The sequence below is a fragment of the Enterococcus crotali genome (genome assembly GCF_000633635.1).
Taxonomy (GTDB): Bacteria; Bacillota; Bacilli; order Lactobacillales; family Enterococcaceae; genus Enterococcus_L; species Enterococcus_L crotali.
Genome location: NZ_AYPQ01000009.1, coordinates 46,145 through 62,815 on the forward strand (window position 1 = coordinate 46,145; position 16,671 = coordinate 62,815).

At 37.9% G+C, this 16,671-nt stretch carries 16 protein-coding genes and 1 pseudogene; 10 read left to right on the forward strand and 7 right to left on the reverse strand.

Features of this window, described 5'->3' with window-relative positions; translation table 11 throughout:
• Positions 1-468 precede the first annotated feature (468 nt).
• The 6 genes from licT (at position 469) to V192_RS0117360 (ending at position 5,823) form a co-directional block, all read left to right on the forward strand.
• Entirely contained in the window at positions 469-1,299 is an 831-nt protein-coding gene (gene licT, locus V192_RS0117340; protein ID WP_025873544.1) for a BglG family transcription antiterminator LicT, read from the forward strand.
• A gap of 104 nt (positions 1,300-1,403) precedes the next feature.
• Positions 1,404-3,332, forward strand: a complete 1,929-nt coding sequence (locus V192_RS0117345; protein ID WP_025873545.1) for a beta-glucoside-specific PTS transporter subunit IIABC — start codon at positions 1,404-1,406, stop codon at positions 3,330-3,332.
• A gap of 1 nt (position 3,333) precedes the next feature.
• Positions 3,334-3,657, forward strand: coding sequence for an ADP-ribosylglycohydrolase family protein (locus tag V192_RS22675; protein ID WP_275574557.1), 324 nt, complete (start codon positions 3,334-3,336; stop codon positions 3,655-3,657).
• Positions 3,588-4,316, forward strand: a complete 729-nt coding sequence (locus V192_RS20595) for an ADP-ribosylglycohydrolase family protein (RefSeq protein ID WP_275574558.1) — start codon at positions 3,588-3,590, stop codon at positions 4,314-4,316. The genes V192_RS22675 and V192_RS20595 overlap by 70 nt, the downstream gene beginning before the upstream one ends.
• A 421-nt stretch (positions 4,317-4,737) precedes the next feature.
• The gene (locus tag V192_RS0117355) at positions 4,738-5,379 is read left to right on the forward strand and encodes a YbhB/YbcL family Raf kinase inhibitor-like protein (RefSeq protein WP_239644729.1); all 642 of its coding nucleotides are present in this window, start codon (positions 4,738-4,740) and stop codon (positions 5,377-5,379) included.
• Between the two features lie 84 nt (positions 5,380-5,463).
• Entirely contained in the window at positions 5,464-5,823 is a 360-nt protein-coding gene (locus V192_RS0117360) for a winged helix-turn-helix transcriptional regulator (RefSeq protein WP_025873547.1), read from the forward strand.
• Positions 5,824-5,899: 76 nt separating this feature from the next.
• Here the strand turns inward: V192_RS0117360 and V192_RS0117365 are convergent, their stop codons facing one another.
• Positions 5,900-6,877, reverse strand: coding sequence for a tRNA dihydrouridine synthase (locus V192_RS0117365; protein WP_025873548.1), 978 nt, complete (start codon positions 6,875-6,877; stop codon positions 5,900-5,902).
• Positions 6,878-7,101: 224 nt separating this feature from the next.
• Between V192_RS0117365 and V192_RS0117370 the strand changes: the two genes are divergently transcribed.
• Genes V192_RS0117370 through V192_RS0117380 form a run of 3 tightly spaced genes read left to right on the forward strand, consistent with a single transcriptional unit; the run spans position 7,102 to position 9,219 of the window.
• Positions 7,102-7,569: a MarR family winged helix-turn-helix transcriptional regulator gene (locus tag V192_RS0117370; RefSeq protein WP_025873549.1), complete on the forward strand. Its 468-nt coding sequence runs from the start codon at positions 7,102-7,104 to the stop codon at positions 7,567-7,569.
• Positions 7,562-8,641, forward strand: coding sequence for an LLM class flavin-dependent oxidoreductase (locus V192_RS0117375; protein ID WP_029948329.1), 1,080 nt, complete (start codon positions 7,562-7,564; stop codon positions 8,639-8,641). Before V192_RS0117370 ends, V192_RS0117375 begins: the two co-directional genes overlap by 8 nt.
• An 11-nt stretch (positions 8,642-8,652) precedes the next feature.
• Positions 8,653-9,219: an NADPH-dependent FMN reductase gene (locus tag V192_RS0117380; RefSeq protein WP_025873551.1), complete on the forward strand. Its 567-nt coding sequence runs from the start codon at positions 8,653-8,655 to the stop codon at positions 9,217-9,219.
• 356 nt (positions 9,220-9,575) lie between these two features.
• On the opposite strand, the gene V192_RS0117385 is transcribed toward V192_RS0117380, so the two are convergent.
• The 4 genes from V192_RS0117385 to V192_RS0117400 form a co-directional block, all read right to left on the reverse strand.
• Positions 9,576-10,103: a pyrophosphohydrolase domain-containing protein gene (locus tag V192_RS0117385; protein ID WP_082266066.1), complete on the reverse strand. Its 528-nt coding sequence runs from the start codon at positions 10,101-10,103 to the stop codon at positions 9,576-9,578.
• Between the two features lie 52 nt (positions 10,104-10,155).
• On the reverse strand, positions 10,156-10,995 hold the full coding sequence (locus V192_RS0117390; protein ID WP_025873553.1) for a Cof-type HAD-IIB family hydrolase: 840 nt from the start codon (positions 10,993-10,995) through the stop codon (positions 10,156-10,158).
• 37 nt (positions 10,996-11,032) lie between these two features.
• Entirely contained in the window at positions 11,033-11,866 is an 834-nt protein-coding gene (locus V192_RS0117395) for a DUF72 domain-containing protein (RefSeq protein WP_025873554.1), read from the reverse strand.
• A gap of 142 nt (positions 11,867-12,008) precedes the next feature.
• Positions 12,009-12,749: an acyl-ACP thioesterase domain-containing protein gene (locus V192_RS0117400; RefSeq protein ID WP_025873555.1), complete on the reverse strand. Its 741-nt coding sequence runs from the start codon at positions 12,747-12,749 to the stop codon at positions 12,009-12,011.
• A gap of 196 nt (positions 12,750-12,945) precedes the next feature.
• On the opposite strand from V192_RS0117400, the gene V192_RS0117405 reads away from it, so the two are divergent.
• Entirely contained in the window at positions 12,946-13,746 is an 801-nt protein-coding gene (locus V192_RS0117405) for a MurR/RpiR family transcriptional regulator (RefSeq protein WP_025873556.1), read from the forward strand.
• 77 nt (positions 13,747-13,823) lie between these two features.
• Here the strand turns inward: V192_RS0117405 and V192_RS20600 are convergent.
• Positions 13,824-15,244, reverse strand: a pseudogene (locus V192_RS20600) (6-phospho-beta-glucosidase).
• A gap of 1 nt (position 15,245) precedes the next feature.
• The gene (locus V192_RS0117415) at positions 15,246-16,583 is read right to left on the reverse strand and encodes a PTS sugar transporter subunit IIC (protein WP_025873557.1); all 1,338 of its coding nucleotides are present in this window, start codon (positions 16,581-16,583) and stop codon (positions 15,246-15,248) included.
• Positions 16,584-16,671: the final 88 nt, after the last annotated feature.

The following is a 16,671-nucleotide window of genomic DNA, read 5'->3' on the forward strand; positions in this document are numbered from 1 at the left end:
TTCGTATTTGAACGAGAAAGTATGGCTGCAAACCACACTCAATGACTTCGTAATTCTAATCGGTACAGCACAAGAAGAAAGAAAAGCCTTTGGAATTATATTTGAACACTTGATCGAATGATTGCTTGATAACACAAATGTAAAAAACTAGCTAGAATTGACGACTACCAACAATTGATTGAGGAACTTTATGCATTCATCGATAAGCAATGATTATTTTGATTCAAGAAACGGAAAAATACAAGCGTTGAAGTGAGAGCAGAAAGAGTTTTAGGTGGAGCTTTAAATCTCATCTATTTCTTGATCAAAACATGGAAAGTCTGAAAGTAAGAAGCAATCACTCCGCTTAATATTTTTCATATGTTTGATAAATGATAGACAAAATTTTCGGCTAGGGCTATCTTGACAGAAAATAAAATAGCGTGTACTATGACTTATGAAAGCGCGACCGGAAATGAGTGATGTGATTTGCTTAGGATAAAAAAGATTTTCAATAACAATGTTGTGTTAGTGATTGATTCAAAGGGTTTAGAACGCATCTTGATTGGAAGAGGCGTGGCTTTCGGGAAAAAAATTGGAGATATCGTCCAAAAAGAGAAGATTGAAAAGACATTCGTTGTCGATTCACCTAATATTGCGGACCGTTTTGTACAGTTGATAGAAGAAGTGCCGATTAATCGCTTGGAAATGGTGACCTTGATTATCAAGAACGCAGAAGTTGAGTTGAAAAAGAATTTTGATGAGAATACTTATATCGGCTTAGCTGACCATATCAATTATGCTGTGAATCGTTTTAGAAAAGGGGAAACCATTAGAAACGCTTTGTTGCTGGAAATCAAGAAATTCTATCCAAGAGAGTATGCGGCAGGATTACATGCACTGGAAACCATTTCTTATTATGAAGGTATTGATTTAAATGAGGATGAAGCAGGTTTTATTTCCTTCCACTTCATTAACGGCAGCTTAGGAAATGATGCGGGACAAACATTGCTGACCGCTGAAATGCTGCAAAAAGTTGTCTTGATCGTTGAAGATTGTTTAGGGATCGAGTTAGATGAAGAATCGTTAAATTATCTTAGATTCATTACTCACTTGAAGTTTTTTATTCAACGTGTCATAATTAACGAGCCGAGAAAAGAAGCTGTACCTGAGATGTTTGAACAGGTAGTACAATTTTATCCAAAAGCAGCAGAATGTGTCGGTATTATAGTGAATTATCTACAAGGTAAATTACATTGTCAGATTTATCCGGAAGAGGAAATGTATTTAATTTTACATATTCAACGGTTAATTAAATAAACGGGATTGTAACTGATTAAGCAGGCAACACCCAAACAAGAGATGATCGACTCTCTTGTTTGAGTGTTGCCTTTTTATGCATAAAAAAGAAAGGATGAGGAAAAGTGGGAAAATACCAAGCGCTTGTAGAATTCATTTTGAAAAATGTAGGAGGCAAAGAAAATGTGTTAAGTGTGACACATTGTATGACGAGATTACGATTTACTTTAAAGGATGATTCTTTGGTTCAAAAAGAGGAAATTGTAAAATCACCAGATGTTATGAGTGCCCAGTTTGCGAGTGGTCGTTTTCAAGTCGTTGTCGGCACGCAGGTTGCAGATATTTTTCAAGTGGTTCAAGAGAATTTAGGTAGTAGAACATCTGTGACGGTTGCAGATGAGAAAAAAGGCTTAGTGAGTACTTTGATCGATACCATTACCAAAGTAATTACCCCAGTTTTAGGGATATTAACCGCTTCTGGTTTACTGCAAGGGATTTTGGCATTACTAACGGCGACGAAAGTTTTGTCAGTAGATGATGGTGCGTATATTATTTTGCACGCTATGGGACAGACCGTTTTTTACTTCTTACCAGTAACGTTAGGTTATACTAGCGCCAAAGCGTTCAAAATGAATCCTTTTGTCGGGATGATGTTGGGCGCGACACTTGTTATTCCGGAGCTGATGAGTGGTTTAACAAGTGGGGATATTTTATACACGTTATTCAAAGGTACCCTATTCCAAACGCCTGTTTATAATACATTCTTTGGTATTCCGATCCTATTTCCAGCTACAGGTTATCAATATACTGTGATTCCGATTATATTTATCGTCTATGTTGGTTCAAAAGTAGAAAAATGGCTGAAAAGAGTGGTACCAAGCGTTATTGCGCATAATGTAAATTCATTTTTAACCATTTTGATCACAGTTCCTGTAGCTATTCTAGCTATTGGACCAGTAACGAATGTACTGAGCTCATTGATCAGTGCAGGTGTATCAGGCCTTTACACGATTTCACCGATCGTTACCTCTGTTGCGGTAGCTTTGCTCTACCAACCTTTAGTGATTTTTGGGTTGCATTGGCCGATTTCAGCGATCGGGATCACTAATTTAGCACAATCAGGCGTAGATTATATTTTTCCTATGTCCTTTACCGCAAGCTTTGCTCAAACAGCAATTGTTTTAGCCGTTTTCTTCCGCACACGTTCTAAGGATCAAAAAGCCTTGGCAATTCCAGCAATTGTTTCCGGTCTATTTTGTATTATTGAACCAGCAATTTACGGATTTAGTTTACCAGTGAAAAAACGGTTTGCCTTTTCTATGATCGGTGGAGCAGTGGGTTCATTGATCTTAGCGTTGTTCTCTACGAAAATGTATGCAATGTCTTTTGGTATTTTAGGATTTGCTGCATTTATTGATCCGGAAACAGGCAGTATGAAAGGGCTGATCGTTGCGATCGTGGCAACTATTGCCACTTCATTAGTTGCGTTTATTTTGACCTATATAACGTTTAAGCAAGAAGAAGATGTGGTGGATGTAAATGAAAAGGAATTAGTGAAAGCCGAAGTGCTTGTCTCACCACTTAAAGGTCAGTTGAAACCAATCGAATGTTCTTCAGATGCTACTTTTGCTTCAAAAGCGTTAGGAAACGGAATTGTGATCATACCCGAAAATGGGGAGGTCATCTCACCAGTGAGTGGTGTGGTTGAAACAGTCTTTCCTAGTGGACATGCCATTGGAATTATCAGCGATACAGGGATCGAAATCTTGATCCATATTGGTATTGATACGGTTGAACTGGAAGGAAAAGGGTTTACTCCTTTAGTGAAAAAAGGGCAGTCAGTGGTTCAAGGGGAAAAGATAGCAGAAGTTGATTTAGAGCAAGTCAAAGCAGCAGGGTATTCAACGGAGTCGATTGTTGTTGTAACGAATACCGCTCACTTCTTAGATGTAATTTGTGAACCAGAAGGAAAGATCAAACGTAAAGAGAAAATTTTAACAGTGATTCCTTTTAATAATCAAACAGAAATAGAAAATTTAGTGGAGGTAAATTAGAATGAGAGAAAGAATTTGGGGAGTTTTAGCAGGTGGCGCATTAGGTGATGCGCTAGGTATGCCAACGGAGTGTTGGTCACAGGAGAAAATTAGACAGCAATTTCCTAATGGTGTGACAACCTTAATTGCTTCAAATGAAGCAGATGTCTTTGGTAGAAAATTAGCTGCTGGATCAATAACAGATGATACGATCAATGTCTTGATGATTTTATCAATGATCAAAAAAATAAGGGACGAATCCAAGTATCAGACTACGTGGCAGAATTACGAGAGTGGAATGAAAATTCACCTGTATCAGCTTTTGTTTCAGGACCGTCGACCTTAAAAGCGTTAGATAAAATTGCGCAAGGTGTACCGATTGAAGAAACAGGAGTGACTGGGACGACGAATGGCGCTTCAATGAAAATTGCTCCTATCGGTTTGATTAGTGATTATCACAACCTGCCTGAATTAATTGGAAATGTAGCGGAGATTTGCTTACCTACTCATAATACGAAAATCGCCATTGCTGGCGCTAGTGCTGTGGCAGCAGCAGTAAGTTATACAGTTAGAGGAGGGCAATCAATTGAGGAGATTTGGCAATTAGCTTTTGCAACGATCGAAGCGGCAAAAGCTTATGGCTATGATTTTCCTGCGGCCTCGTTAGCTTTTAGAATGAATCAAGCAAGAAAAATTCTGCAAGAAGAGTCTGACGAACAAATTATTTTACAACGTTTATATGAAGAAATCGGTACGGGTATGGAAACGATAGAGACAATACCAAGCGCATTTGCAATCGTTGACTTGGCGAAAGGAGATACGCTTAAGGCAGTTCAATTAAGCGCCTCAATTGGCTGGGATACAGATACAATTGGTGCCATTAGCGGTGCCATCTGTGGCGGCATGAATCCTGTATTACCAAAAGAAATGATTGCACAAATTGAAGCAGTTAATCAGCTAGATTTCAATCAATTAACAGAAGACATTTTGCCATTTGTTAAGTAAATACATGAATAAGCAGTAATGGGATAAATGCTTGTGTGTTGAATGGATAGAGAATAAAATCATATGACTTTCCGTCAAAATTCTGTTGTAAGAGTTTTGGCGGATTTTTTAAAGTGACAATTCAACAACTCTAATCATGGACAACCATACTCAAATTGTTAGACGATTTTTCAACTTGTACAGATGATTTAGAAAATCAATTTGAGAAAATAATGTTGAAAGAAAAAGTCAAAGTCTCGTAAGGATCTATTTGAGAGGGCATTCAAATTAGAGGAAAATCAAGGCCGTAAAAATCAGTGTCATCAAAAGCTTGAGTGAAAGCAATCACAGTCAGTCATTCAGTACCCACAAAAAAGTGGGTACTTTTTTTAGCTATTATTATGTCCTATAATCGTTAGTAATAAGGATAAGGAGTGAGGAAATGAAGAAACAAAAGAAATGGTGGCTTACAATGATCTTGGGTGCGTTGCTAATAGTTGGTACTGCTTGTGCACCAAAGGCAGATAACCAAAATGGTAAAGAGGAAGAAAAAAAGCAAGAAACAAAAGAAATGTCTGTTAGCAGTACAGGCTTAGTAGATGGTGTGTGGCAGGATAAATATGGGATGCGAGGAACGCAATTTAATGAAAATAAGGTGCCGAATTATTCGATTCCTTTTAAAATAGAAGATGCACCTGAAAAGACTAAATCGTATGCTATTATATTGGAAGATAAAGATGCGTATACAGTTACAAATGGGATCACCTGGACGCATTGGCTGGCGGCAAATATTACAAAAGATGAAGTACTTGAAAATGAAAGTAAGTCTGCGACCGATTTTGTTCAAGGAGCAAATAGCTGGATGACACTTGAAGGGGGACAGCAAAGTAGAGAGCTTTCAAGTTTTTACGGCGGAATGGCACCACCGGATAAGCCTCATACCTACGAATTACATGTTTTTGCATTAGATAAAGAATTAGCATTAGATAACGGCTTTACATTGAATGATTTATATTGGAAAATGGAAGGGCATATCTTAGATTCTTATACCCTAAAAGGATCATATGCAAACGAAAAAAAATAAACAGTTTTGACGATCACTCACGGATTTTTATGCTTAGGTTGTCATTTGCCTGTTACGTATAAAGAAATGGAGGATCAAACCAAAATGAAGTTGAGGGAAGAATTCACCTGTCCTGTTGAATTGACTCATGATATGATAAAAGGAAAATGGAAGCCAATTATTTTGTGGCTCTTAAGAACGGGGCCTATTTCGCTTGCAAATCTTGAGCGAAGAATTGAAGGAATCACTCAAAAAATGCTGTTATCTCAGTTAAAAGAATTGATTGCATTTGGCTTTGTGGAAAAAAAAGAATATACAGGCTATCCATTGAAAGTAGAGTATTTTCTGAGTTATCCTAAAGGGCACAAAATCATTGCGGCGCTTGAAATCATGCAACAAATTGGGATTGATCATATGAAAAATGCTGGAAATGAGCATATTTTAAAAGAAAAAGGGATTATCTAATCAGTTTGATTTAACATAGAGAAAAAGGTGATGCGTAAGTAGTTGCATCACCTTTTTTGATGGTTTTATAAAGCGTTTAGTCTGCGATCATCCCTTGATTTTCATCAAATTTAGCTAAAATTTGTCTGACTTCATCCGTTGATTTTGTTTGCATTAATTGTACACGTAAATCACTGGCACCGGGGAATCCCTTTACATAAATCTTAAAGAAACGATGTAAACCAACGATTGAGCGTGGCACCATTTCAGCATACTGATCTTGTAAATCAAGCTGCATCTCTAATAAACCAAGCAACTCTTGAGTAGAATGCTCTTTTGGCTCTTTTTCAAACGCATAAGGGTTCTTAAAAATGCCGCGACCGATCATAATCCCATCTACCCCATATTGTTCCGCGAGCTTCAAACCCATTTGACGATCAGGAATATCGCCATTGATCGTAATCAGTGTTTGCGGTGCAACGCGATCTCGGATTTCCATGATTTGGGGAATCAGGTCCCAATGGGCATCGACTTTACTCATTTCATTTCGTGTGCGCAAGTGAACAGAAAGGTTAGCAATATCTTGTTTCAATAAGTGCGTGATCCAGTTTTCCAGTTCAGCAATTTCTGCATACCCGATCCGTGTTTTAACACTGACTGGTAAACCACCAGCTTTGGCCGCTTCAATCAATTCAGCTGCTACGTCCGGTCGTAAAATAAGACCACTCCCTTTTCCGCGACCTGCAACATTTGGAACGGGACACCCCATATTGATATCGATGCCTTTAAAGCCCATTTCGGCTAATCCAAGACTCATTTTCCTGAAAAATTCTGGCTTATCGCCCCAAATATGAGCGACTATTGGCTGTTCATCTTCCGTAAACATTAAACGGCCGCGCACACTTTCTATACCATCGGGGTGGCAATAACTATCTGAATTTGTAAATTCAGTAAAAAAGACATCAGGTGCGCCTGCTTCTTTGACAACATGGCGAAAAACTACGTCTGTCACATCTTCCATTGGTGCTAAAATAAAAAAAGGCTTCGGTAATTCTGCCCAAAAATTATTACTCATTATATAATCTCCACTCTAGTGTTCTTTGTTAGTTTCTAAAAAATCATACTCATTATACTAATAATACTAAAAAGAATCAAAGGGAAGATTTGTACCTCGGATAAACTTATTGTTAGTAGCAATATAAGTTATGAGCGGTAAGTAAAAATAGTTTGCTTATTTTTAGTAAGTATATTATACTAGCGTTATCAGTTTAGTTCTAAACTAAAGAGGAGGTTTAACTAATGGAGAAGTTATCACTTACAGAAAAAGTAAAATTAAGTTGTTGGCTGTCTATTTTGCAGTTTGTTCAAAAAAGTAATATTCAGTCCAATGAATTTCTAAAGCAATACGACTTAAACGTTTCAAAATTTGATATGCTTCATCGGATTCAAGAAAATCAACCGATTACCCAAAAAGAGCTGGGCGAAAAGTTGCTTATCTCTAAAGGTGGCGTTTCTCAAATGATCAAACAATTTGAATCGGATGGCTGGATCACACGCCAGCAAGAATGGAAGGAAAAATATATTTCCCTGACAGCTATGGGACAACAGCAGCTAGATAATTGCTTTGTTGCACAAAGTAAATTGCAAGCTTCAGCTTTTGATAATTTGACGAAACAAGAAGTCCTTCAATTAGCTAAAATCAGTAAAAAACTCATGAACTCACAACAATATATAGAAAATGAAAAAGGAGTGCAGGAAAATGAATAAAAAAATGAATGAAAAATTCGGTATCAATTCTTCAAAAGGCATGGAAATCGGGTTATATTCACTAGGAGATCACGTGAAAAATCCGATGACAGGGAAGCTAATCAGTGAGCAACAACGAATCAATGATATTATCGAAGCGGCAAAATTTGCCGATGAAGCAGGAATCGATGTGTTTGGTGTTGGTGAAAGCCACCAAAGTCATTTTATCGGACAAGCCAACCAAGTGATTCTATCAGCAATCGCAGCTCAAACAAAAGATATCAAAATTTCTAGTTCAGTCACCGTTTTAAGCACCAATGATCCAGTCCGTGTTTATGAAGAGTATGCTACATTAGATTTAATTTCAAATGGCCGTGCTGAGATCGTTGCAGGTCGAGGTTCCCGTGTGGGTGTGTATGAACTACTTGGATTTGATTTAAAAGATTATGAAGAATTATTTGAAGAAAAAATGCACTTGTTAAAATTATTAAATGAAGCTGCGCCAAATGAACGAATGAACTGGGAAGGTATATTCCGTGCACCGCTACAAAATGCAGAAATCTTGCCTCAGCCCGTTCGGGGGCATCTACCTGTGTGGCGAGCAGTGGGCGGACCAGCAGATAGTGCGATCAAAGCTGGATTAGATGGAATTGCCATGATGTTGACAACGTTAGCAGGACCGGCTCCTATTTTCAAACGGGCAGTGGATGCGTATCGGTTATCGTTGACAGAAGCAGGCTATGATGAAAAAGAATTTCCACTTGCGACAACAAGTTTATTTTATGTTGCAGAGACAGGCAGTCAAGCGCGCAAAGAAATGTATCCATTCTTAAATGCTGGTTGGTCGGCGATTCGCGGTGGAACATATCCAAAACAACATTTTGCTCAATCACAAGATACCAGAGATACGCTAATGGTCGGAGGCGTCAATGAAATTATCGAGAAGATGCTTTACCAATATGAATTATATGGACATCAACGTTTTATGGCGCAAATCGATTTTGGTGGTGTGCCACTTGATTTGGTGAAGAAAAACATTGAATTGATTGCGACAAAAGTGATGCCGGAAGTTAAAAAATACACCAAAGAATAGGATAGTGCCTTATGAAAATAGTTGCGATAATCGGGTCAGCTTTTGGTAGTAAATCAAGAGTGGCTGTCAATTATACGATCAATAAAATAAAAGAAGTACGAGAAGATGCTGAAGTAGACGTGATTGATTTTTCTGAAATACAATTTCCATTTGCAGATGGACGGGAATATCTTCAACACGAAGGTGAAGTCGGTGTAGCCTTGAAAAAAATCATGGAGGCAGATGGCTTGATTATTGGTACACCGATTTTCCAAGCATCGATGCCTGGAACGCTGAAGAATTTGTTTGATATGCTGCCAGTCAATGCTTTTCGAAATAAGGTGGCAGGGATGATCGTTACGGCCGGATCAGAAAAACACTTTTTGATCCCTGAACAACAAATCCGTCCTGTTTTAAGTTATATGAAGGCTAATTTAGTACCGAATTATGTGTTTATTACGGATCAGGATATTATTCGGCAAGAAATCAAGAATCCTGATATTGAATTTCGCTTAGATCGATTCGTGGATGATTTCTTCTTATTGTTGGATACCTATCAAACAATGATTCAGCAAAAAGAAGCGGAATATGATTTTTAAGAGGTAATAATAGAACTTATGAGTGCACACCAAAACTAAAAATCAGTTTTGGTATGCACTCTAAAACCGAATAAACGGCGAGAAAAAAGCAGCTCCTTCGGAAATAAGCTGGAATTGCTATGAAACACAGCGAAGCATGAGCTGATGTAAAACAGTACCTACTTGGTCACAAAAATTTGAAGAGCACCAAGTAGGTACCAATCATCATCAGTTCGTAAAATCACTGTGATTCTTGGCAATTTTCGTACATTCCCTCTTATTGCTGTAAAACACAACGAGGTACGAGTTGATGTTGCACAGTACCTACTTGGTTCTCGGAGCTAAACACTTTTGTCTCGGCCTCGTTATTTTGATGCTCATGATTCGTTTGTTTCAGCCGCTTTTTTCTGACGTTCCAACTCTGCTTTGATCTTAGGCTCTGGGGCAAAATCAGCCTCCCAATTATCTGGCTTCATCACCTTATGTGTGACTGGATGATAGTGCGGCGTTCCATCTGGGAATATTTTTCCCATGTTGGCTTCATGCACGATCGAAAAAACTTCGGTTGGATCAACGCCCAATAAAGAAAATGAACCATATGTAAAATACAATAGATCGATCAATGCATCCACTTGTTCTACCAAAGGGTCTGTTACTTCCTTTTGTTTGCTAAGCACTTTTTCTTCGGCTTGATCCACTGATCCTTTCAGTTGGTCCACTAATTCTTTAAAAACTACTGGATCATTATTTGCTGATCCATATAAAAATTCAACTAATTCTTCTACTTTAAACCCAGCTCGATCTGACGCTTGCTTAGCAGAAAACGGTGTGGGAATTGCAGGTTTTCTATTATCAAATTTTTTATGAAAGGCTTCCGTTTTTTCAAATGGATTATCAATTTTCATAATACGTCTCCTCTTGTTAATAAAGTATTCATACGACTTTTCAGTTTGCTAACTAGTTAATCACGCCATAATGCCTCAAAGCATGATAAATGCCATCTTCCTCGTTGCTTTTCGTCACATACTTAGCAGCTTCTTTAATTTCTTCTTCCGCATTGCCCATTGCGACACCAACACCAACATGGCTTAACATTTCCAAATCATTCCAGCTATCACCAAAGGCCATGACTTCTTCTAATAAAATATCAAAATGGTCAATACACTGTTGAATTCCAACTAGCTTTGACCCACCAATTGGAATAATATCTACAGTATATGGGTTAGAACGTGTCAAATGACAATCAGGAAGCTGTTCCTTTAAAAAACGTTCTTCTGATTTTGCGCTCAATAAAACACACTGATAGATCGGTTCTTGCAAAATGGCTAAATCATGGTACCGCTGATTTTTTCGGTGTAGCGAAAATCGACTGATCAGATTTTTGGCAAGTGCCACAGGAAATCGTTTAGGTAAAAATCGTGTCAGCTTTTTGGCCCATTTTTTTTGCCCAAAACGCATCAACGAGCTGCCTTCGAAATTGTCCTTAGAACCAAACATGATTTGGCGATGATGCGTATCAGAAAATCTCACAATATTTCTCAACACATCATCAGAGAAAAGGACCGCTCGAATCGTTTCGTCTTTCGTATAAACGAACTGACCATTATACGTTACAAAGACATCCAAGTTCAATTCATCGATCTGTTGACTTAAATGAACAGGCCCTCGACCCGTTGCAACACCGCAAATGATGCCTTGTGCTTGCGCTAATTTGATTGCTCGTTTGGTTGTTTCTAGAGCTTTAGCGTTTTTGTTGACTAGCGTGCCATCGATATCAAAGAAAATAGCTTTTATCATCGTTTCCCTTTCCTTGTTTCATTTTATCTTAGTCTATTTAAAACAAATCCATTTGTTTAGGATTTAGATTGTCGTATTCCAGTTTAAGCGCTGATTTCATTTCAAGTAGATTCCCTGCCGCATCACCGCCAGAATTGTTGTTAAAAATCACACCAACTTCTTTTGCTTCACGAGCAACTTTTTCTACGGCTTCACTTAACTCTGCGATTTCTTCAGCATTATAACGATATAAAGTACGTTTTTTACGCCAATCTTTATCATTTGCCATCCAGCCCGCAGCATTTCGTCCATGGAAACGGAACAACGCAAATCGATCATTTGTTACATAGGGGAAGAATGGGACTGGATTGGTAGGAATTTGCGGTTCATCCACTGCAACAAGTGAAAATTCGTTGTGTTTCATAAATGATACCGTTTGCTTAATATATTTCGCTGTATACCATGAGCCATTGCGCAATTCTATCGCGATTGGAAGTCCAGGAAACCACCGACGAATCTTTTCTAGATACTGTACATTCTCCTTTGTGCAGCTAAAGGTTCCCGAAAATTGAACGAGAAAAGCAAAAAGCTTGCCACTTTCGATCATGGGAGCCATGCTCGCTAGAAATGCTTCAACCATTTCCTCTTCATTTTGATAATACTGCTGCCATTCTCCCTGACAACTGATCCCACTGTATACTTTCATGACAAAACGAAAATTTTCTGGAACTGATTTAGTCCATTCCCTAACGGAATCTTGTTTTGGAATACCATAATAGGCGGTGTCCATTTCGACCAGAGGTAAATAGCCTGCGTATTCATATAAAGTTGAACGCTTTTTTCCGGTTAATTTATCATGTTCATTAAAAGAAGTCAAACCTAATCGTATCATAGAACTAGTTTCCTTTCCTTGCTTGTTCAAGTTATTCTGTATAAATGTTAAACTCGTTACTCTATCTGTTTATTTTATACTAAAAAAGACTAAGACAAAACAAAAAGTTGTCTCAGTCAAAAAATGACTTCGTTTTATGATTTTATTTACTTTTTTTCCACTTCATATTCGCTTCGCAGTAGGTTTGACCCTCAATCCGAATCTCATGTCTTGTTGTTTTTCCCTCTTCCGTATCAAGGATTTCATAATGGCTTTCTACGACTTGCCCATATTCAACTTCCTTATCAAATTTAACATTGATATAAGTCGGCTCATAGGTGCTAAGAAAATCATATCCTAATACATCCAGTAACCAATTGAAATAAATAGCGTTGTTCACGTGTTGATTACCATCAATATCAAAATAACGCACACGATAGGGTGAAAACGCACCATTTTCTACTTTTTCGATTTTTTCGCTACGATAAATTTTCTTGATTTTTTCACTTTCATACGGCTCGATGATTTCAGGTAAGACACTACTCATCTTACGATTTACTTTATCCATCAACACGAAGGTTGACTTGATCAGCACGCATTCATTACCTGCTTCATCGTGAATCCAAAAGTTACGATAACAAAAATATTTATTATACGCGATTGCTTGTGTTGTCACAGCGAGTTTTTCTCCCACGATAGGTAAACGCGTGATCTGGATTTCATAGTTGGTGATGACCCAGCCAAGACCAAAAGAAGCGACAAAATCACTGCCTCGATCTAAAGCATCACTTTGTTCTTCGGATGTTTTGATCACAACGGCTAGCATTGATGGAATCGTCATTTTTCTAGTAATATCGCCATCATAATAAGCGACTTCGTACGGGGTTGTAAATTTTTTTGCCACTGGATCTCCTCCTTTTCCACTTATAAAACTAGTTAAATTATAACATAAGTTAAGCAGATGAAAACAAGTATCTGATCATCGTTTAGCCCTTGTCATAATAATCACTCAAGATTATTTGATCATACTGAGAAATCATATTCACTGCCCCTTTTTTTCTGTTATACTTTGAATAATCATACTTAATCGGGAGGTAACAATGGAAAAAACAAGTATTGTAGGGAAACTTCAGGATCTCGTTATTTCCACTACTGAAGGAAATATCAATACCACGATTGCACGAATCTTGTTAAAAAAAGTGGGACATGATGCGCCTGATATCACGATTGAAGCACTGGCAGCTGAATGCTTTACCTCTACGGCTAGTATCAGCAGGTTTTCTAAAAAAATAGGGTATTCAAAGTTTTCTGACATGAAACAGGCTTTTATTGATTATCAACTGGAAACCAAAAAATTTATCAACAAAAATAATTTTGAATTGACGATTGATGGTTCTACGAAAGAACAAACCCTCAATAACTATATCAAACATATCTCTACCTCACTGCAGTCGTTAGAAAAACATCTGAATTTAGACCAGATCGATGCATTATGTCAACGAATCCACGACACGGAGGATGTTTATTTTTTCGGTACACACTCTTCTGGGCTATTATTAGAACAATTTCAATACCTTCTATTCTCTTGTGGAAAATATGTCACTTATTTTAATGGACGAATGGATCAACGCAAAGCATTTCAACAAATGTCAAAAAACAGCTTAGTGATCATTCTTTCAACAGACGGCAACTATTTTATAAAGTTCAGTGATCTTTTGTTTGACATGTCTTCAAACGACAACTACACCGTATTGATCACCCAAAATGTCCAAATGAAAATAGCTAATATCTTCGATGAAGTTCTTTACCTTGGGCAAAGCTCAATCAAAAAGGCCGCTCCTTATCAAGCCCAGTTATTGATCGATGTTCTATACTCCCGTTATTATCAACTTTATTCCTAATTTTTGATAGGAAAATAAGCTAGCATACCTAAGATTCAATCAAACAATTCTTAGGTGCTCTAGCTTATTATCAATTCTTATAAAACGGCCGCATTGGTCGCAATCACTTTTTGATACCATGCGAAGCTGTCTTTTTTATAACGTTTACGGCTGCCATGGCCTTCATTATCTAAATCGACATAAATGAATCCATAACGTTTTTTCATTTCGCCTGTACCCGCGCTGATCAAATCAATACAGCCCCAAGTCGTATAACCAATCAGATCAACTCCATCTTTCACGCTTCTGCCATCTGCTCGATATGACTACGAAAATAAGCAATCCGATAAGGATCATGAATCGTCCCCTCATCAAATGTATCTTCCACACCTAAGCCATTTTCAACGATGAACAACGGACGCTGATAACGTTGGTAGATCTCATTGATCGTGATTCTAAAACCTAGTGGATCGATTTGTCTGCCCCAGCCAGCATCTTTCAAATAGGGATTTCTAATACTCGCCATAGCATTTCCCTCAATAAGGTTCTTCCGTAACTCGCTATCTACCGTTTCCAAACGACTAGTATAATAGCTAAATGCTACAAAATCTACTGTATTTTCGGCCAAGAGTGTTGTTTCTTCTTTTGAAATCGCCAATTGGATGTCATGCTCTTCAAAATAGCGTTGTGCAAAATAAGGATAGCGTCCATTGACCTGAACATCGATGAAAAAGTACTGCTCTCTGCTTCGCTCTACAGCTGCTTGAATGTCTTTGGGATTACATGTATACGGATAAACACTGCCTGCTGCCAACATGCAGCCAATCTGCATAGTCGGATCGATCGCTTTTGCTAGTTTTGTTGCTTCAGCAGAGGCAACTAATTGATGGTGCGCGGCTTGGAAAATAGTTTCTTTTTCCAATTTTCCCCCACTTTTTACAATCCCACCTGCTAAAAACGGATTACGTAAAATCATGTTGATTTCATTGAATGTGATCCAATACCTAACTTTTTTATGGTAACGCTCAAAAAGGACTTGGCAATATCTTTTATAAAACAAAATCAATTGCTGATTTTGCCAACCACCATATTTTTGAGCTAAATTCAGCGGTGTATCAAAATGATTGATCGTTACAAGCAGCTCGATATTATATTTTGAACATTCATCAAAAACTGCATCATAAAAGGCCAATCCTGCTTCATTAGGCTCCGTTTCATCACCATTCGGGAAAATTCTAGGCCAACTGATCGAGGTCCGTAAACATTTGATCCCTAATTCAGCTAGTAAACGGATATCTTCTTTATAACGATGATAAAAGTCAATGGATCGATGACTTGGATAATAATCAAAGTCTTTTTCCATTACATAGTTTGGGTCTTTTAAACCATGCTTACGTTGTGTTCCGACTGGCAAAATATCAATAATCGATCGCCCTTTTCCGTCTTCTAAATAGGCGCCCTCTGATTGATTGGCAGCTAATGCACCGCCCCACAAAAAATCTTCTTTAAACTTTTGCAACTTAATCCCCCACTTTTTCCGTTTCTGCTCTTATTTCTATCTCCATCTGTTTTTCTTCGATCATTGCCTGCTTATCTGCCGCCTTGAAAAACGGAAACCATAAAATAATTTGAACAACGATCAGCACAGCCTGCACAATTAAAATCGGCAAGCCACCTTCCAGCCAACCGTAGACTAAGGCGGGAGTTCCAAGTGGCAGCTGAATGCCTCTTAATGTGTCGATCACATGAAATACTTGCAATAGATAAGGGACAACAAACATTATGATAGGACCTAAAACAAAAGGAATAAAGAAAATCGTATTCAACACCATTGGTATGCCAAAAATAACTGGCTCATTGATTCCAAAAAACGTCGCTGGTAATGCCATTCTTCCAAGCTTTTTATAACGATCGCTTTTGGCTGTAAAAGCCATCAAAATAGCTAATCCTAATAAAGCACCGGACCCGCCTAAATTGGCATAAGTTCCATAATGTTGGTACGTGATCGCATTTGGCAATTGTTCACCGGCTTCAAAAGCGGCTAGATTCATCAAACTTAGTGGAATAAAAACCGTCTGTAAAATAGGACGAATGATCATATATCCATGGATACCAAAGAACCATAGAAGTTGTGCCACAATAATTAAAATGATAAACGACCAAGGACTATTTCCCAACGATTGCAGTGGTCCACCTAAAATAGTGTAAATAAAGTTATTCGCATCACCATAAGAAGTCAGTTCAAATCCAAAACGAATACAGGAGAAGATACCAGCTAGAATGAAAGCTGGCGCAATAGAAGCAAACGATTTTGCAATCGTTGGCGGAACACTTTCCGGCATTTTGATGATGATTCCTCGCTTAACGATGCCGCAATAGATGATGGGAATGATCATTCCTAGAATAATTCCCATAAACATCCCTTTTGCCCCCAAATATTCTGTTCCTAAAGCATTGGAAACCGCAATGATTTCACCTGATTCCAATTGATGATCCACCCCCGCTGGCAACAAAAGGAAAAATAAAACTAAGGCGATCAGAGCTGAAAAGAACGCATCTTTTTTAAACCCTAATTTTATCGTTAAATTATAGGCTATAGCACAAACCACATAAAGCGCGATCAAATCAGTCGTGACTTTTGATGTATAGCCTAAAATAGTGGCTAAGTGCGTCACTTTTAAAAAATTTTGATACCATTCAAATTGCATACTGGATAATAACGTAAAAATAGCACCAAGCATCGTGATCGGTAAAATCATTGAGAAACCATCAGAGATGGCACTCATATATTTATTATTTTGAATTTTTATTGCAATGGGCATTAATCGGTTATTGATTATCTCTTCAATTTTATTCATTCATTTTTCTCCTCTATTTTTTGTAATCGATTACAAAAATAGAATAGCACAGCATTTACCTCAAAACGCAGACAAGTTTTGTACAATT